This window comes from Providencia sp. wls1916 (assembly GCF_009706585.1).
GTDB lineage: Bacteria > Pseudomonadota > Gammaproteobacteria > Enterobacterales > Enterobacteriaceae > Providencia > Providencia lanzhouensis.
Map to the genome: position 1 here is coordinate 1 of NZ_WLUL01000015.1, position 17683 is coordinate 17683.

General features: G+C 43.5%; 24 protein-coding genes and 1 rRNA gene. 6 read left to right on the plus strand and 19 right to left on the minus strand.

Annotation, left to right across the window (positions count from 1 at the left end; all coding sequences use genetic code 11):
- Positions 1-12 precede the first annotated feature (12 nt).
- Positions 13-1552 (minus strand): 16S ribosomal RNA (locus GKR61_RS10775).
- Positions 1553-2124: 572 nt separating this feature from the next.
- On the opposite strand from GKR61_RS10775, the gene GKR61_RS10780 reads away from it, so the two are divergent.
- Positions 2125-2670 carry a gamma carbonic anhydrase family protein gene (locus GKR61_RS10780; protein ID WP_036955843.1) on the plus strand — a complete coding sequence of 182 codons (546 nt, stop codon included), beginning with the start codon at positions 2125-2127 and terminating at the stop codon, positions 2668-2670.
- Here GKR61_RS10780 and GKR61_RS10785 read toward each other — a convergent pair.
- From GKR61_RS10785 to dprA, 5 genes are read right to left on the minus strand one after another with little or no spacing between them, the layout of a single operon-like run.
- A complete protein-coding gene (locus GKR61_RS10785; RefSeq protein ID WP_036955850.1) occupies positions 2646-2906 on the minus strand; it encodes a DUF1488 domain-containing protein in 261 nt (86 codons plus the stop codon). The two genes, GKR61_RS10780 and GKR61_RS10785, sit on opposite strands and share 25 nt — an antisense overlap.
- Positions 2906-3721 (minus strand): shikimate dehydrogenase, encoded by an 816-nt coding sequence (gene aroE, locus GKR61_RS10790; protein ID WP_036955855.1) that lies wholly within the window; start codon positions 3719-3721, stop codon positions 2906-2908. The genes GKR61_RS10785 and aroE overlap by 1 nt, the downstream gene beginning before the upstream one ends.
- Before the next feature lie 6 nt (positions 3722-3727).
- Positions 3728-4297, minus strand: coding sequence for an L-threonylcarbamoyladenylate synthase type 1 TsaC (gene tsaC, locus GKR61_RS10795; protein ID WP_036955858.1), 570 nt, complete (start codon positions 4295-4297; stop codon positions 3728-3730).
- A 9-nt stretch (positions 4298-4306) separates the two neighbouring features.
- Positions 4307-4849 carry a DNA topoisomerase family protein gene (locus GKR61_RS10800; RefSeq protein WP_036955862.1) on the minus strand — a complete coding sequence of 181 codons (543 nt, stop codon included), beginning with the start codon at positions 4847-4849 and terminating at the stop codon, positions 4307-4309.
- A gap of 32 nt (positions 4850-4881) precedes the next feature.
- Complete coding sequence (gene dprA, locus GKR61_RS10805; protein WP_154599677.1) at positions 4882-5961, minus strand: DNA-processing protein DprA; 1080 nt, start codon at positions 5959-5961, stop codon at positions 4882-4884.
- Positions 5962-6092: 131 nt separating this feature from the next.
- On the opposite strand from dprA, the gene def reads away from it, so the two are divergent.
- The 5 genes from def to mscL all read left to right on the plus strand — a co-directional run bounded on the left by def (position 6093) and on the right by mscL (position 10906).
- Positions 6093-6614: a peptide deformylase gene (def, locus tag GKR61_RS10810; RefSeq protein ID WP_036955874.1), complete on the plus strand. Its 522-nt coding sequence runs from the start codon at positions 6093-6095 to the stop codon at positions 6612-6614.
- 44 nt (positions 6615-6658) lie between these two features.
- The gene (fmt, locus tag GKR61_RS10815) at positions 6659-7606 is read left to right on the plus strand and encodes a methionyl-tRNA formyltransferase (protein WP_036955878.1); all 948 of its coding nucleotides are present in this window, start codon (positions 6659-6661) and stop codon (positions 7604-7606) included.
- Positions 7607-7680: 74 nt separating this feature from the next.
- Positions 7681-8967 (plus strand): 16S rRNA (cytosine(967)-C(5))-methyltransferase RsmB, encoded by a 1287-nt coding sequence (rsmB, locus tag GKR61_RS10820; RefSeq protein WP_036955881.1) that lies wholly within the window; start codon positions 7681-7683, stop codon positions 8965-8967.
- Positions 8968-9000: 33 nt separating this feature from the next.
- Positions 9001-10377, plus strand: a complete 1377-nt coding sequence (trkA, locus tag GKR61_RS10825) for a Trk system potassium transporter TrkA (protein WP_036955884.1) — start codon at positions 9001-9003, stop codon at positions 10375-10377.
- 115 nt (positions 10378-10492) lie between these two features.
- Complete coding sequence (gene mscL / locus GKR61_RS10830) at positions 10493-10906, plus strand: large-conductance mechanosensitive channel protein MscL (protein WP_154639769.1); 414 nt, start codon at positions 10493-10495, stop codon at positions 10904-10906.
- Here mscL and GKR61_RS10835 read toward each other — a convergent pair whose 3' ends face one another.
- From GKR61_RS10835 to rplR, 13 genes are all read right to left on the minus strand, one after another.
- A complete protein-coding gene (locus GKR61_RS10835; protein ID WP_036955893.1) occupies positions 10907-11107 on the minus strand; it encodes an alternative ribosome-rescue factor A in 201 nt (66 codons plus the stop codon).
- A gap of 26 nt (positions 11108-11133) precedes the next feature.
- On the minus strand, positions 11134-11550 hold the full coding sequence (gene zntR / locus GKR61_RS10840; RefSeq protein WP_036955922.1) for a Zn(2+)-responsive transcriptional regulator: 417 nt from the start codon (positions 11548-11550) through the stop codon (positions 11134-11136).
- 135 nt (positions 11551-11685) lie between these two features.
- Positions 11686-12072, minus strand: a complete 387-nt coding sequence (gene rplQ, locus GKR61_RS10845) for a 50S ribosomal protein L17 (RefSeq protein WP_036955900.1) — start codon at positions 12070-12072, stop codon at positions 11686-11688.
- A 37-nt stretch (positions 12073-12109) separates the two neighbouring features.
- Positions 12110-13099: a DNA-directed RNA polymerase subunit alpha gene (locus tag GKR61_RS10850; protein WP_036955903.1), complete on the minus strand. Its 990-nt coding sequence runs from the start codon at positions 13097-13099 to the stop codon at positions 12110-12112.
- A gap of 25 nt (positions 13100-13124) precedes the next feature.
- Positions 13125-13745 carry a 30S ribosomal protein S4 gene (gene rpsD, locus GKR61_RS10855; protein WP_004265487.1) on the minus strand — a complete coding sequence of 207 codons (621 nt, stop codon included), beginning with the start codon at positions 13743-13745 and terminating at the stop codon, positions 13125-13127.
- A gap of 37 nt (positions 13746-13782) precedes the next feature.
- Positions 13783-14172, minus strand: coding sequence for a 30S ribosomal protein S11 (rpsK, locus tag GKR61_RS10860; RefSeq protein WP_004388621.1), 390 nt, complete (start codon positions 14170-14172; stop codon positions 13783-13785).
- A gap of 16 nt (positions 14173-14188) precedes the next feature.
- Positions 14189-14545 (minus strand): 30S ribosomal protein S13, encoded by a 357-nt coding sequence (gene rpsM / locus GKR61_RS10865; protein WP_004907144.1) that lies wholly within the window; start codon positions 14543-14545, stop codon positions 14189-14191.
- Between the two features lie 145 nt (positions 14546-14690).
- A complete protein-coding gene (rpmJ, locus tag GKR61_RS10870; protein WP_004265484.1) occupies positions 14691-14807 on the minus strand; it encodes a 50S ribosomal protein L36 in 117 nt (38 codons plus the stop codon).
- 45 nt (positions 14808-14852) lie between these two features.
- Positions 14853-16178 (minus strand): preprotein translocase subunit SecY, encoded by a 1326-nt coding sequence (gene secY / locus GKR61_RS10875; RefSeq protein ID WP_036955906.1) that lies wholly within the window; start codon positions 16176-16178, stop codon positions 14853-14855.
- Positions 16179-16185: 7 nt separating this feature from the next.
- Entirely contained in the window at positions 16186-16620 is a 435-nt protein-coding gene (gene rplO, locus GKR61_RS10880) for a 50S ribosomal protein L15 (protein WP_006657024.1), read from the minus strand.
- A gap of 3 nt (positions 16621-16623) precedes the next feature.
- Positions 16624-16803, minus strand: coding sequence for a 50S ribosomal protein L30 (gene rpmD / locus GKR61_RS10885; RefSeq protein ID WP_006657023.1), 180 nt, complete (start codon positions 16801-16803; stop codon positions 16624-16626).
- Between the two features lie 6 nt (positions 16804-16809).
- Positions 16810-17310, minus strand: coding sequence for a 30S ribosomal protein S5 (rpsE, locus tag GKR61_RS10890; protein WP_006657022.1), 501 nt, complete (start codon positions 17308-17310; stop codon positions 16810-16812).
- Between the two features lie 14 nt (positions 17311-17324).
- A complete protein-coding gene (gene rplR / locus GKR61_RS10895; RefSeq protein ID WP_006816326.1) occupies positions 17325-17678 on the minus strand; it encodes a 50S ribosomal protein L18 in 354 nt (117 codons plus the stop codon).
- Between the last annotated feature and the right edge of the window lie 5 nt (positions 17679-17683).

Here is a 17683-nt window from a genome sequence, read left to right on the forward strand (position 1 = left end):
ACACTTCAATGGTAAGGAGGTGATCCAACCGCAGGTTCCCCTACGGTTACCTTGTTACGACTTCACCCCAGTCATGAATCACAAAGTGGTAAGCGCCCTCCCGAAGGTTAAGCTACCTACTTCTTTTGCAACCCACTCCCATGGTGTGACGGGCGGTGTGTACAAGGCCCGGGAACGTATTCACCGTAGCATTCTGATCTACGATTACTAGCGATTCCGACTTCATGGAGTCGAGTTGCAGACTCCAATCCGGACTACGACGTACTTTATGAGTTCCGCTTGCTCTCGCGAGGTCGCTTCTCTTTGTATACGCCATTGTAGCACGTGTGTAGCCCTACTCGTAAGGGCCATGATGACTTGACGTCATCCCCACCTTCCTCCGGTTTATCACCGGCAGTCTCCTTTGAGTTCCCGACCGAATCGCTGGCAACAAAGGATAAGGGTTGCGCTCGTTGCGGGACTTAACCCAACATTTCACAACACGAGCTGACGACAGCCATGCAGCACCTGTCTCAGAGTTCCCGAAGGCACCAAAGCATCTCTGCTAAGTTCTCTGGATGTCAAGAGTAGGTAAGGTTCTTCGCGTTGCATCGAATTAAACCACATGCTCCACCGCTTGTGCGGGCCCCCGTCAATTCATTTGAGTTTTAACCTTGCGGCCGTACTCCCCAGGCGGTCGATTTAACGCGTTAGCTCCGGAAGCCACTCCTCAAGGGAACAACCTCCAAATCGACATCGTTTACAGCGTGGACTACCAGGGTATCTAATCCTGTTTGCTCCCCACGCTTTCGCACCTGAGCGTCAGTCTTTGTCCAGGGGGCCGCCTTCGCCACCGGTATTCCTCCACATCTCTACGCATTTCACCGCTACACATGGAATTCTACCCCCCTCTACAAGACTCTAGCTGACCAGTCTTAGATGCCATTCCCAGGTTAAGCCCGGGGATTTCACATCTAACTTAATCAACCGCCTGCGTGCGCTTTACGCCCAGTAATTCCGATTAACGCTTGCACCCTCCGTATTACCGCGGCTGCTGGCACGGAGTTAGCCGGTGCTTCTTCTGTTGGTAACGTCAATCGTTGATGATATTAGCATCAACGCCTTCCTCCCAACTGAAAGTACTTTACAACCCTAAGGCCTTCTTCATACACGCGGCATGGCTGCATCAGGCTTGCGCCCATTGTGCAATATTCCCCACTGCTGCCTCCCGTAGGAGTCTGGGCCGTGTCTCAGTCCCAGTGTGGCTGATCATCCTCTCAGACCAGCTAGGGATCGTCGCCTTGGTGAGCCATTACCTCACCAACTAGCTAATCCCATATGGGTTCATCCGATAGCGCAAGGACCGAAGTTCCCCTGCTTTGCTCCTAAGAGATTATGCGGTATTAGCTACCGTTTCCAGTAGTTATCCCCCTCTATCGGGCAGATCCCCATACATTACTCACCCGTCCGCCGCTCGTCAGCGAGAAGCAAGCTTCCCCTGTTACCGCTCGACTTGCATGTGTTAGGCCTGCCGCCAGCGTTCAATCTGAGCCATGATCAAACTCTTCAATTAAAAAGCTTGATGCTCAAAGAATGTTACTGTCGTTTGATTTCCGAAGAAACCAAATTACCTATTAGTTCATATATATGAATTAACGTGTTAGTCACTCTTCAAGACTTAAAATCAAATATTTTTTTGATAGTGTCCTGTGAGTGCCCACACAGATTGTCTGATAAATTGTTAAAGAGCGGTGCGACTTAATCTTTTGATTATCGACTTTAGGTCGTTGTCGCGAGGTGTCGTATACTACGTTTTTTATTTAGAAAGTCAAGCGATTATTTTCAACTATTTTCTTTCTTCACCTCTGTTATCACGGGGCTTCGAGGTTTTCTTCGAGCCGGTTTGTCGTGACAACGGATGCGCATTATAGGGAGCTCGAAAAATTACACAACCTTTTTTTTTAAAAAAAAACACCGTTTGCAGATAATTTCATCATTATGCTTTTTTTACTATCGCTATGATTATAAAAACAGCCATTTTGCCGTATAATTCTATTCATATTGTCCTCTCTTAATTATTTGATTCTTAATTAAGAGCTTCCTTATAGTTACCTTTATATCCATCTACGTTTTATGGCTACGAATATGAATACATCTTTAAGACATTATTTAGAAACCTTCCCTTCTGTCGCTGCAAATGTTTTTATTGACCCATCTTCTGTCGTCATTGGAGATGTTCGCTTAGCCGAAGATGTAAGCATCTGGCCACTATCCGTACTACGTGGTGATGTAAATTATATCTCTATAGGTGCACGGACAAATATTCAGGATGGCTCAGTGCTACATGTCACCCATAAATCCGCCAGCAATCCTGATGGAAATCCATTAATTATTGGAGAAGATGTCACTGTTGGACATAAAGTCATGCTGCACGGATGCACGATAGGTAATCGTGTTCTTGTCGGCATGGGATCTATTGTGATTGATGGAGCTATTATTGAAGATGATGTTGTGATCGGCGCTAACAGCCTCGTCACTCAGGGAAAAAGATTGGAGTCTGGTTACTTATATATGGGAAGCCCAGCCAAGGCAATACGAAAGCTCACCGAAGCTGAACTTGGCCATTTACGTTATTCGGCTAATAATTATGTTGAGTGGAAAAATAACTATTTATCGTCCAGCAATTCATAGAAGCCATTCTCATTATCGAGTCCTTGTTCAATCAAGGTCTCGAACTCTTCTTCTATATCCCAACGATAATGTTGAAAAAGCGCCAATGGTGTTTCATTCTGACCATATCGTTTAATAAGTAAGGTTTGTGAAATAACGCACTCTGACAGTAGTCCATTGACTAAAACAGGGAACCGTACCTTATTAATAGCCGAGTCCCATACTTCCCTATCTGGAAATTGAATCGCCTGATTCATTATTCAAGTTCCTTTTTTAACTCTTTTAATACTGGCTCAATCTCTGGTACCACCCCATGCCAAAGTTTAAAGGCAAATGCAGCTTGCCCAACCAGCATACCTAAGCCATCAGCTAGCTTATTCACTTGGTGTTGCTTAGCAAATAACAAAAAAGGTGTTAAACCTCGTTGATAAAACATGTCATAGCATGCGGTTTGTTGAGAAAATAATTCAGGGCTGATTTTAGGGATCTCGCCAGTCACCCCAGAAGAAGTACCATTTATGATTAGATCAAATTCTGCTGAAATGAGCTGTGCCATTGGTCTACTCTGTATTTTCCCAAGAGCCGAAAAATGGTGAGATAAAGATTCTGCTTTTATAAAGGTTCGGTTAGTCAATGTAATATCGCAGCCGTACTCAAGTAGAGGTAATAGAGCACCACGAGTTGCGCCACCAGCTCCAATAACCAATATTTTGCTTGAAGGCGACACAAACCCAAGACGCTGTAGATCAAGCAACAATCCCACACCATCAGTATTGTCACCCAACAAGCGATGATTATCGAGTTTTCTAATCGTATTGACGGCACCACAGATTTGAGCTCTTTCTGTCAACTCTGATACGAATTGAAAAGCCCTTTCTTTAAACGGCAATGTAATGTTTGCACCCTGCCCGCCTTTTTCGAAAAAATCTGATAAATAGACTTCGAAATCTTCTACGGGAGCAAGTATTTTCTGGTATTCAAGATCAATGCCTGTCTGCTTAGCAAACATTTGATGTATTGAAGGTGATTTACTGTGTTGAATCGGGTTACCAAAAACTGCAAACATTCCCATTAATCATTATCCTTTACGATATAATTGCCCAGTCATAGCATCACGAATTTCTGATGGATTTAATCTTCCACCAACAACACCATCAAGAACAGGGATTGTGTCTTTAAACTGCACGATTACTTCTTCTGTAGTTCGACATGGTTCCAATCCACTCAAATTTGCACTCGTTGATACGATTGGCTTGCCATATTCCCTGCAAAGCGCTTTCACTAATTCATGGTTTGTCACACGAACAGCTAAAGTGTCAAATTGCCCCGTCAACCATTTTGGTGTCGTTTTCTTTGCAGGGATCACCCAGGTGACAGGTCCCGGCCATGTAGCAAACATTGCTTGGCGCTGCTGTTCGTTTAGCTGGCTGTCATCGACATAATTTTTGAGCTGTTCATAATTATCAGCAATCAAAATTAACCCTTTTTCCCAAGGGCGCAGCTTCAATTCAAGTAATTTATTTACCGCAACTTCACTATCAGGGTCACATCCTAAGCCAAAAACGGCTTCTGTTGGATAAGCGATAACTTGTTGTTGTTTCAATGCTTCAATAATATTTTTAATTGCAGGTGTAGATTGATTTTGCATAGTTTTAACTCATAGTTCTTCTTGTAACTGACCGCAGCGTTTGCTGGCACAGAACAATCTTACTCCCTGTCCAACCTTTTTTTCCATAAGTAATGGGTATTCACAAGACTGACATTTTCCCACTACAGGCTTATTATTCAGGATAAACTGACAGTTAGGATAGTTATCGCAAGCATAAAAAGTTTTACCAAAACGGGATTTTCTTTGTAGTAAATTACCTGTTTGGCATTGAGGACAAGGAACCTTGGTTTCATCCGGTTTATCGATGAGCTCTGTATGTTCGCATTCAGGATAGTGGCTACAGCCAATAAACATCCCAAAACGCCCTTGTTTTAACACCAAATCATATCCGCATTTAGGACAGCTTTGACCTTCCAATACTTTGACAATGTGAGTCTCAGCAACAGCTCTTAATGGCTTAATATAATGACATTGAGGGTAACCAGAGCACGCTAAAAAAGGCCCATGAGCTCCGTTTCGAATAACCAGCAAAGAGTTACATTCAGGACAGTATTCATTTTTATCTGTATCAAAAGGCAATTGCTTCGACATGTTTTTGTTTAATCCACTCTTTTCTTCAACGACTAGTTTACTCTGAGATATCCACCAGCCACAGATATAACTGCACCATCTATCTCCAGTTCAGTTAAGGCTGAAATTACTTGCGTGATAGGTAACTGTAATTCAGTCGCGATGATATCTGCAGGGATCGGTTGGTACCCTACCATACCTAAAATCCGACTTTCTGTCAGATTTAACTCTGGCTGCACAGAGGTTTTAATCTCCAATTCTGGTTGTATCCAATTTGGTGAGCATTCTAGATGTAATAATATGTCCTCGGGTTCTACCAGCAGGTATGCCCCTTGCTGTATCAACCAATGATTACCACTAAATGCTGAGTTACCTAATGGTGCCGGTAGTGTAAATAGATCTCGATTTTGTTCAATTGCATATCGGGCTGTAATCAATGATCCACTTTTCATACCCGCTTCGATAACCAATACCACTTTGCTTAACCCACTAATGATACGGTTCCTTCGAGGAAACTGTTTTGCTAATGGAGGAGTATCAGGAAAATACTCTGAAACTAATACCCCTTCAGACCTAATTCGTTCTGCTAGATCAAAGTGTTGTTTTGGATAAATATGGGAAAGTCCACTTCCTAATACTGCGACTGTCTTTCCTTGGTTTTCTATTGCAGTTCTATGACTGATACCATCAATACCGAGAGCCAAACCACTGGTGATCGTCAATTTGTAATTTATAAACTTTCGAACAAAAGCTTCCGTCCATTTCTTACCATATGCAGTAACTTGCCGGCTTCCTATGATGGCAATTTGCTTTTCAGATAATAATTCACTTCGTCCCGACACAAACAGCAATAAAGGAGGGTTATATATCTGCTTTAATAAAAAAGGATATTGCGCATCCAAAAATGTAATTAATTGATTTTCTTTGACTTCCAACCATTTCAAAGTTGAATCAATGCGCTTTAAAGGGACATTTAGGAATTGCAATCGTTGCATTTCATTCAGCCCACAGGCTTTTAATACTGTATGACTTACTTTATCTATTTGTTTTAATTGAGATACTATCTTTGGTGCTGTTTTTATCCCAACTCGGCTAACTTGCGAAAGCCTTAGCCATATTTCCTGTTCATTCATTTTGTCTTCCTGACAGTAAGTTAGCACATTTGGAAACGAACAAATCATAACCAATACTGTCAATATGACTGATAAATGTCTAGAATAGACGGTAATTACCTTTCAAATTTTGGAAACTACTCGAAAAATTTATGTCAGTCTTAAACGTGTTACATTATCCAGACGAGCGCCTTCGCACCGTTGCAAAACCAGTTGAAAAAGTTGATGCATCTATCCAGCGTATTATTGATGATATGTTCGATACGATGTATGACGAGGAAGGCATTGGGCTCGCAGCAACGCAAGTGGATATCCACCAGCGCATCATTGTTATTGACGTTTCTGAATCACGTAATGAGCGCCTTGTACTTATCAATCCTGAGCTTCTTAATAAAGAAGGTGAAACAGGTATAGAAGAAGGCTGCCTATCAATCCCTGAACAGCTAGGATTTGTACCAAGGGCGGAGAAAGTGAAAGTTCGTGCTCTTGATTATAACGGTACATCATTTGAACTGGAAGCTGATGGTCTACTGGCTATCTGTATTCAACATGAAATGGACCATTTAGTTGGAAAACTATTCGTTGATTACTTATCACCGTTGAAGCGCCAACGTATCCGCCAAAAAGTAGAAAAACTTGATAGACTGAGAGCTAAAGAAGCTAAAAATCGTTGATTTGATAATAAGTTAGTCTTTATTACTATAAATGGGAAAGGATCGTGTCAGAACCATTAAGAATTATTTTTGCAGGTACGCCTGATTTCGCAGCTAAACATTTGGCTGCATTGTTAGAAACCAATCATAACGTTGTTGGTGTATTAACTCGTCACGATAAACCTGCAGGCAGAGGCAAAAAGCTAACACCTAGCCCAGTGAAAATCCTTGCGGAAGAACATGGAATACCTGTTTTCCAGCCCGTTACTTTACGTGATCCAGACAATCAACAATGGATCAAAGATCAAAATGCTGATCTGATGATTGTCGTTGCTTATGGTTTGATCCTGCCACAAGCCGTTTTGGATATTCCCCGTTTAGGCTGTTTGAATGTTCATGGTTCATTGTTACCACGCTGGAGAGGCGCAGCTCCGATTCAACGATCCATTTGGGCAGGTGACAATGAAACTGGTGTCACGATCATGCAGATGGATGCCGGTCTTGATACTGGAGATATGTTATATAAAGCCACTTGCCCGATTACGGCTGAAGATACGAGTGCGACTTTATATGAAAAGCTGGCGATGACAGGGCCTAAAGCGCTCATTCATACAGTAGATTTACTCTCTTCGGGCCATTGTTCCCCAGAAAAACAAGATGATTCACTCGCCAATTACGCTGAAAAATTATCTAAAGATGAAGCGCGAATTGATTGGCAACTACCTGCTGAACACATTGAACGGTGTATTCGTGCCTTTAACCCTTGGCCAATGAGTTATTTCATGGTGCAAGAGCAATTAATCAAAGTATGGCAAGCGGAAGTCATCGCTCAAGCACATAATCTGCGCCCAGGTACTATTATCAGTGCCGATAAAAAAGGTATCAGTGTTGCAACTGGCAATGGGGTATTAAATATTACTCAGCTACAGCCACCTGGTAAAAAAGCGATGAGTGCGCAAGATATCCTTAACTCCCGCCGCGAATGGTTCATACCTGAGCAATTGCTAGACTAATATATTGGTAGCATTACCTGAAAGAGCAGAATCCGGTAATGCTACTTAAATAACTAATAGACTCTCTTTCAATTATGAAAAACAAATATAATTTGCGTAGTATCGCTGCGACCGCCATTAGTCAGGTTTTAGATAACGGACAATCGTTAAGTACCGTTTTACCTGATCTTCAACGTAATATTAATGATAAAGATAAAGCACTACTGCAAGAAATTTGCTTCGGTGTTTTACGTTATCTACCAAAGCTCGAATGGTTTATTAGCCAGCTTATGGAAAAACCGCTAACAGGTAAGCAAAGAACTTTACATTACCTCATCATGGTTGGGATCTATCAATTGCTCTATACACGCATCCCTGCACATGCAGCTTTAGCAGAAACCGTGGATGGTGCTGTTGCATTAAAGCGCCCACAATTGAAAGGTCTAATAAATGGAGTACTACGATCTTTTCAGCGTCAGCAAGTTCAGTTAGAAGAGCGCAATACAAATAACAATAGCCAATATTTACATCCTAGTTGGTTATTAAAACGCATTCAAACTGCCTACCCTGATAACTGGGAAAATATCGTTGATGCCAATAATCAACGTCCGCCAATGTGGTTGAGAGTTAATTCTCAACATCATACTGCCGCGCAATATTTAGAGTTACTCGAACAAGCGGAAATTACAGCACACTTGCACCCATCCCATCCAAGTGCAATTCGCTTAGAAGAAGCGGCTCCCGTTACCGGTTTACCTGGTTTTGAAGATGGCTGGTCTACAGTGCAAGATGTTTCTGCGCAAGGCTGTGCTGAATTACTCTCTCCAGTTAATGGCGAGAATATTCTCGACTTATGTGCCGCTCCGGGCGGAAAAACAACACATATTTTAGAACTAGCTCCTAAAGCCCATGTTCTTGCTGTAGACATTGATGAATCACGGCTCAAGCGAGTGAAAGAAAATCTGCAAAGATTGAAGCAACAAGCTATTGTTATTCAAGGGGATGGTACGAAACCTGAAGAGTGGGCGAAAGATCAACAATTTGATCGTATTTTGCTGGATGCTCCGTGTTCTGCAACGGGAGTTATTAGGCGCCACCCTGATATTAAATGGCTAAGGCGCGATTCAGATATTCAAGAGCTATCTCAGCTACAGGCTCAAATCTTAGAGGCTGTATGGCCATACTTAAAACCTGGCGGCACATTAGTGTATGCCACATGCTCCATCATGCCTGAAGAAAATAGCCAGCAGATTCAGCATTTCCTCTCTAAACATACTGATGCAAGTATGAATGATGGTACAGAATTAGGCTTACAAATATTACCAAGCGCAACTGGGGGCGATGGTTTCTTTTACGCCCGCTTACTCAAGCACGTACAGTAATATTTAACAAAGACTCTGAGATAGGAAGATGCTATGAAGATCATTATTCTAGGTGCAGGGCAAGTCGGTGGGACACTCGCTGAAAACTTAGTGGATGAAAATAACGATATTACCGTTGTTGATACCAATGCCGATCGCTTGCGCCAGCTACAAGATCAGTTTGATCTGCGCGTAGTTAATGGGCATGGATCTCATCCCCGAGTTCTTAGAGATGCTGGAGCTGAAGATGCGGATATGTTAGTTGCAGTGACTAACTCGGATGAAACCAATATGGTTGCTTGCCAAATTGCTTATAGCCTATTTAATACACCGAATAAAATCGCGCGTATTCGTGCAACCGAATATATCCGCGAAGCGGACAAGCTTTTTTTGGCAGAGCAAATCCCTATTGATTATCTGATATCACCAGAACAGCTGGTTATTGAATATATCTATAAACTTATCCAATATCCGGGGGCTTTACAGGTCGTTAATTTCGCTGAAGGTAAAGTGAGTATTGTAGCGGTAAAAGCCTACTATGGGGGCTCTCTGGTAGGCAATGCATTATCTAGCTTACGTGAGCACATGCCACATATTGATACTCGAGTTGTCGCCATATTCCGTCAAGATAGACCGATTCGTCCTCAAGGTTCAACTATTATTGAAGCAGGTGATGAAGTTTTCTTCGTTGCCTCCACTCAACATATAAGAGCAGTAATGAGTGAGCTTCAGCGATTAGAAAAACCATACAAGCGTTTAATGATTGTGGGTGGTGGTAACGTAGGTGCTGGTTTAGCTAAGCGATTGGAAAAAGACTATAGCGTTAAACTGATTGAACGTAATCAGGAAAGAGCAACTGAACTCGCTGAGTTGCTCCATGATACGATTGTTTTTTATGGTGATGCCTCAGATCAAGAGTTACTGACTGAAGAACACATTGAACAAATGGATGTGTTTATTGCACTTACCAATGATGATGAAGCAAATATCATGTCCGCTATGCTTGCAAAAAAAATGGGGGCCAAAAAAGCCATGGTATTAATTCAACGGTCTGCCTATGTTGAATTAGTTCAAGGTGGTGTTATTGATATTGCAGTATCTCCACAGCAAGCGACTATTTCAGCTTTACTTGGTCACGTCAGAAAAGCGGATATTGTCAGTGTCTCATCGTTACGCCGAGGAGTCGCAGAGGCCATTGAAGCGATTGCCCACGGTGATGAGAACACATCAAAAGTGGTTGGTAAAAAAATATCAGAAATTAAACTCCCTCCAGGCACAATTATTGGAGCCATCGTAAGAGAGGAAGAAGTCATCATTGCTAGCGATTACCATATTATTGAGCAAGGTGACCATGTCATTATGTTTATTACCGATAAAAAATATGTGCCGGATGTGGAAAAGCTGTTCCAACCAAGTCCGTTCTTTTTATAATTATCTAAAATAAATAGTAAAGGTTTGCAGGTTAATAATTCTAGATACTATAATTTTGATACGTGGTTCCACACGTTTAGTCATTTAGTTAATAAATAAAGGGAAGGGGTCGTACATGAGTTTTTTAAAAGAGTTCCGCGAATTTGCCATGAAGGGCAACGTTGTGGATATGGCAGTCGGTATTATTATTGGTGCCGCATTTGGTAAAATTGTTTCTTCGCTAGTCGCCGATGTGATCATGCCCCCACTTGGACTAATCATTGGTGGTGTAGATTTTAAACAATTCAGCCTTGTACTTCGAGAAGCGGAAGGAAGTGTACCTGCCGTCGTAATGAATTATGGGATGTTTATCCAAACTGTTTTTGATTTTGTTATTGTCGCATTTGCTATTTTTATGGCGATCAAAGTAATGAACAAAGTTCGTCGTGAAAAAGAAGAAGCTGGACCAGCAGAGCCTGCTGCACCATCTACAGAAGAAGTTTTACTGTCTGAAATTCGTGACTTACTGAAAGAACAGAATAAAAAATAACTAAAAGGTCAGTGGTAATAAGTTTATTAACCGATTACCACTGGCCTCCCAGTTATCTGCCTTATTGGTTTTTCCTTTTCTTGTATAGCTTCCTTTGCCTTTCTTATTTTTCTCAACTCTCTGACGAAATAGAGGGTCATGCAACAGTGCCTCAATGGCATTATCTTTAATCTCACCACGCTTATGCTGATACTTATTCATAATCTACCTTCATAATCAGTTTTAAATTAATAAATTTTTGATGCGCCTTTTTCCAAAATCTCCATGATAGAGCAGTATGTTGATGCATGCTCATCACCACAGCATGCTGAACTCAAGGTTTTCAATGAGTCTCTCATGATGATCAGCTCTTGGATCTTCTTTTCTACTTCAATCAGTCTAATATCAACAATATTTTTTGATTCCTGACAAGTGTGATGTTCGGGGTCAACACGAATTGATAATAACTCAGTAATCGCTTCAAGTGTAAATCCTAGCTGCTTAGCATAACGGATAAAACGTAGGCGCTGTAAATCTTGCTCCGTAAACAACCGGTAGCCACCTTCCGTTCTCGTTTTGTGCCCCATCAACCCCTGTTTTTCATAAAAACGGATCGTATCTGGTGTAACATCTGCCAACTTAGCTATTTGACCTATCTTATACATGCTCATTTGCTTATGCCTATAAGTATGGATAGAAAATAAAAATTCAAGGATGGAAAAGAATTAATTTGGAGGGTTAGAATAGCAGGTACAAAAAAACCGGGCAATACACCCGGTTTTCTTGAAAGCAATTACAGATTACTCTGCAGCTGCTTCTTGAGACTCAACAGCACGGTCAACAAGCTCGATGTAAGCCATCGGAGCGTTGTCACCTGCGCGGAAGCCACACTTAAGAATACGAGTGTAACCACCTGCGCGAGCTGCGAAACGAGGTCCCAGTTCATTAAATAGTTTTGCAACGATCTCGTTATCACGAGTACGTGCGAATGCCAGACGACGATTAGCTACGCTGTCGGTCTTGGCAAGAGTAATCAGCGGCTCAACGACGCGACGCAGTTCTTTCGCTTTAGGCAGAGTCGTCTTGATGATTTCATGACGAACTAAAGAACCTGCCATGTTACGGAACATAGCTTGGCGGTGGCTGCTGTTGCGGTTCAATTGACGACCACTCTTACGATGGCGCATGACCTTATCCTTCTCAGTAAAACCTTAACCTGTGATCCTAATCATCAGCAATACTTGCTGGTGGCCAATTTTCTAAGCGCATGCCCAGAGAAAGACCACGAGATGCCAAGACGTCCTTAATTTCAGTAAGAGATTTCTTACCGAGGTTCGGAGTTTTGAGCAACTCAACTTCTGTACGCTGTACCAGATCACCGATGTAGTGGATAGCTTCTGCTTTGAGGCAGTTAGCAGAGCGGACAGTCAATTCCAGATCGTCAACTGGGCGCAGTAAGATAGGATCGAATTCTGGTTTCTCTTCTTTAACTTCTGGCTGACGTACATCACGTAGGTCAACAAAAGCTTCAAGTTGTTCAGCCAGGATGGTAGCTGCACGGCGAATCGCCTCTTCAGGATCGATTGTACCATTAGTTTCCATTTCGATTACTAACTTATCCAAGTCAGTACGCTGCTCAACACGAGCTGCTTCAACATTGTAGGCAATACGCTCTACAGGGCTATAGCAAGCATCGACTAACAGACGACCGATTGGGCGCTCATCTTCTTCCGAATGAACTCGGGCAGAAGCCGGCACATAACCACGACCACGCTGAACTTTAATACGCATATTTACAGATGCGCTTTCGTCAGTGAGGTGGCAGATCACATGCTGTGGCTTGACGATTTCGACATCACCATCATGGATGATGTCGGCTGCAGTCACAGGGCCAATGCCAGATTTATTCAAGGTTAAAATAACTTCATCTTTCCCCTGAACTTTTACCGCCAGCCCTTTCAGGTTGAGGAGAATCTCCAGGATATCTTCCTGTACACCTTCTTTGGTGCTGTACTCATGCAGTACACCATCAATCTCAACCTCTGTCACCGCACAACCCGGCATAGACGAAAGCAGAATACGGCGCAGTGCGTTACCTAGAGTGTGGCCAAAGCCGCGCTCTAAAGGCTCAAGGGTCACCTTAGCGTGCGTCGAACTCACTTGCTCGATATCTACCAGGCGCGGTTTTAGAAACTCTGTCACAGAACCCTGCATTGTGTCCTCTCTTTGGTGCTAAGCTTTACTTGGAGTAAAGCTCGACGATCAGGTGTTCGTTAATGTCCGCAGACAAGTCAGTACGTTCAGGAATACGCTTGAACACACCTTCCATTTTAGCAGCATCAACTTCCAGCCAAGTTGGCTTCTCACGCTGTTCAGCCAGCTCTAAAGCAGCCTTGATACGAGACTGTTTTTTAGCTTTCTCACGAACGCTGATAACGTCATTCGGGGAAACCTGATAAGAAGCGATATTAACTACACGACCATTTACCATGATAGCTTTGTGGCTAACCATTTGACGTGCTTCTGCGCGAGTTGCGCCAAAGCCCATACGATAAACGACGTTATCTAAACGACCTTCCAGCAGGGTCAGCAGGTTTTCACCTGTGTTGCCTTTCAGGCGAGTTGCTTCTTTATAATAGTTACGGAATTGACGTTCCAGAACACCGTAAATACGACGAACTTTTTGTTTTTCACGTAACTGAACACCATAGTCAGACAGACGCGGTTTACGCGCACCGTGCTGGCCAGGTGCCTGTTCTAATTTACACTTGGTGTCAATCGCGCGAACACCAGACTTCAGGAAGAGGTCTGTTCCTTCGCGACGGCTCAGCTTGAGCTTAGGACCCAAATATCTAGCCATTTTCTTTCTCCAACAGTCCTAAAAAAAACGAAACGTATTAAACGCGACGTTTTTTCGGTGGGCGACAACCGTTATGAGGGATAGGAGTCACATCAGTAATATTAGTGATGCGGAAACCAGCGGCGTTCAGAGCACGAATTGTTGATTCGCGACCCGGACCCGGTCCCTTAACCATAACTTCCAGGTTTTTGATTCCGTATTCTTTCACAGCTTCTGCGCAACGCTCTGCCGCAACTTGAGCTGCGAACGGAGTGGATTTGCGAGAACCACGGAAACCGGAACCACCGGCAGTTGCCCAACCTAATGCGTTACCCTGACGGTCAGTAATGGTAACGATTGTGTTGTTGAAAGAAGCATGGATATGAGCCACACCGTCTGAGACTTGTTTTCTTACACGCTTACGTGCACGAACTGGTGCCTTTGCCATTATTCAATACCCCGACTTATTTCTTGATCGGCTTACGCGGACCCTTGCGGGTACGAGCGTTAGTCTTAGTACGCTGTCCGCGCACAGGAAGACCACGACGATGACGTAAACCACGGTAACATCCAAGGTCCATCAGACGCTTGATGCTCAGGGTAATTTCACGGCGTAAGTCACCTTCTACAACGTATTTAGCAACTTCGTCACGCAGCTTGTCGATTTGTTCTTCAGACAGCTCACTGATCTTAACATTTTCAGCAATACCAGTTGCTTCACAGATAGCCTGTGAGCGAGTTTTGCCGATGCCGAAAATCGATGTTAAAGCGATTACGGTATGTTTATGATCAGGAATGTTAATGCCTGCTATACGGGCCACTATGCACTCCTAAGTTAAAATATACATTACTGTGCTGAAAAGCCCGTTTTCAGGATACTCAAACAATAATGTATCTTAGATAAAAAAGATTGGCTGGCTAATTTAGCCAGCTCAACCCAACTTTGCAAGAAAAAAATGCTTTTTCTTAGCCTTGACGTTGTTTATGTCTTGGCTCAACACTGCAAATCACACGAACGCTACCATTGCGACGGATAATTTTGCAGTTACGGCATAATTTCTTGACGGAAGCACGAACTTTCATTTTTACTCTCCGTAACTTCTAAGCAAACCATAATCACTCGCGTGATTATTTACCTTTTAGATTTGCTTTCTTCAATGCAGACTCATACTGACTTGACATCATCAGAGTTTGCACTTGAGCCATAAAGTCCATGATAACGACAACCACGATTAAGAGGGAAGTACCACCAAAGTAAAAAGGTACTTTCATTGCGTCACGCATGAACTCCGGGATTAGGCAGATAAAGGTAATATAAAGAGCACCGATTAATGTTAATCGTGTCATTACCTTATCGATGTACTTGGCCGTTTGCTCTCCCGGACGAATTCCTGGTACAAATGCACCGGACTTCTTCAGGTTATCTGCTGTTTCTCTTGGGTTGAAAACCAACGCAGTATAGAAGAAACAGAAGAAGATGATCGCAGAGGCATAAAGCAACACATATAACGGTTGTCCAGGCTGTAAGTACATAGATACTGTAGTCAGCCAGTCCCAGCCAGTTCCATCACCAAACCAAGACGCTATTGTACCCGGGAATAGTATGATACTGGAAGCAAAAATTGCAGGAATTACACCCGCCATATTCACTTTTAACGGTAAATGTGTACTTTGTGCAGCGTAGACACGGCGTCCTTGTTGGCGTTTAGCGTAGTTTACGACGATACGACGTTGACCACGTTCCATAAACACTACAAAGAAAGTTACCGCGAATACTAATACCGCAACCAACAGCAACAGGAGGAAGTGCAGATCGCCTTGCCGAGCTTGCTCGATGGTATGGCCAATAGCCGGCGGGAGACCCGCAACGATACCAGCGAAGATAATAATTGAAATACCGTTACCGATACCTCTTTCAGTTATCTGCTCACCTAACCACATAAGGAACATAGTTCCTGTGACTAAGCTAACAACTGCCGTGAAGTAGAATGGGAGGCCTGGATCAAGAACTAATCCCTGCATCCCTGGCATATTCGGTAGACCCATTGCAATACCAATAGATTGGAATATTGCTAATACCAGAGTACCCCAGCGAGTATATTGGCTTATCTTCCGACGACCTGCTTCTCCTTCCTTCTTGATCTCTGCTAATCGTGGGTTAACCACAGATAATAACTGGACAATGATCGATGCCGAAATATACGGCATGATACCCAGAGCAAAGATAGAAGCACGGCTAAGAGCACCACCAGAGAACATGTTAAACATTTCAATGATGGTGCCTTGTTGCTGTTCGAGCAATTTGGCAAGCACAGTGGCATCAATACCAGGGATTGGAATAAAAGAACCAATTCGGAAAACAATTAGCGCCCCAATAACAAACAAAAGTCTGCGTTTTAGTTCGCCAGCTCCACCTTTGGCACTTTGGAAATCTAATCCTGGTTGTTTAGCCATCTGTCACTTATTCCTCAATTTTACCGCCGGCAGCTTCGATTGCAGCGCGAGCACCTTTAGTAACACGAAGGCCACGTACAGTAACTGCACGATTCACTTCGCCAGACAGAATAACTTTTGCGTATTCAATCTGGATGTCAATAACGTTCGCGGCTTTCAGTGCGTTCAGATCAATAACATCGCCTTCAACAGAAGCAAAATCAGACAGACGGATTTCCGCAGTGATCATTGCTTTACGTGAAGTGAAACCGAATTTCGGTAAACGACGGTATAAAGGCATCTGGCCACCTTCGAAACCACGACGTACGCCACCGCCAGAACGAGACTTCTGACCTTTGTGACCACGACCGCCGGTTTTACCCAGACCAGAACCGATACCACGACCTACGCGTTTAGGCGCGTGCTTGGCACCTTCAGCCGGAGACAGAGTATTTAAACGCATCTCTTACTCCTCAACTTTAACCATGTAGGAAACCAAGTTGATCATACCACGAACAGCAGGAGTATCCTCGCGCTCTACTGTATGACCAATGCGACGCAGACCTAAACCGACCAGTGTTGCCTTGTGTTTCGGCAGACGACCGATTGAACTGCGAACTTGTGTAATTTTAATAGTCTTAGCCATGGCTGATTACCCCAGAATTTCTTCGACGGATTTTCCACGCTTAGCTGCGACCATTTCTGGAGACTTCATGCTGTCTAAAGCATCCAGTGTTGCACGAACCACGTTGATTGGGTTAGTGGAACCATAGGTTTTAGCCAGTACGTTGCGAACTCCAGCTACCTCTAAAACAGCACGCATTGCACCACCGGCAATAATACCGGTACCTTCGTGAGCAGGTTGCATAAACACGCGAGAACCGGTGTGTGTACCTTTCACTGGGTGGAATAATGTGCCGTTGTTTAGAGCAACGGTTTTCATACTGCGACGGGCTTTTTCCATCGCTTTCTGGATTGCTGCCGGAACTTCGCGCGCTTTGCCGTAACCAAAACCAACGCGACCGTTACCATCACCAACTACAGTCAGTGCGGTAAAGCTGAAAATACGGCCACCTTTAACGGTTTTAGCTACGCGGTTTACCGCGATCAGCTTTTCCTGCAGTTCGCCAGCTTGTTTTTCGATGTGAGACATCTTACACCTCTACCTTAGAACTGAAGGCCAGCTTCACGGGCAGCATCTGCCAGTGCCTGGACTCTACCATGATATTGGAAACCAGAACGGTCAAAAGCAACAACAGTGATGCCTTTTTCCAGTGCACGCTCAGCAATTAATTTACCAACTGCTGCTGCTGCATCTTTGTTTCCAGTGAATTTCACTTGCTCATTGATAGCTTTTTCTGTAGTAGAAGCGGCAACCAATGTTTCAGAACCGTTAGGTGCAATAACCTGCGCATAAATATGGCGTGGAGTACGATGTACCACCAGGCGAGTCGCACCCAACTCTTGGATCTTGCGGCGTGCGCGGGTCGCACGACGGATACGAGCTGCTTTCTTATCCATAGTGT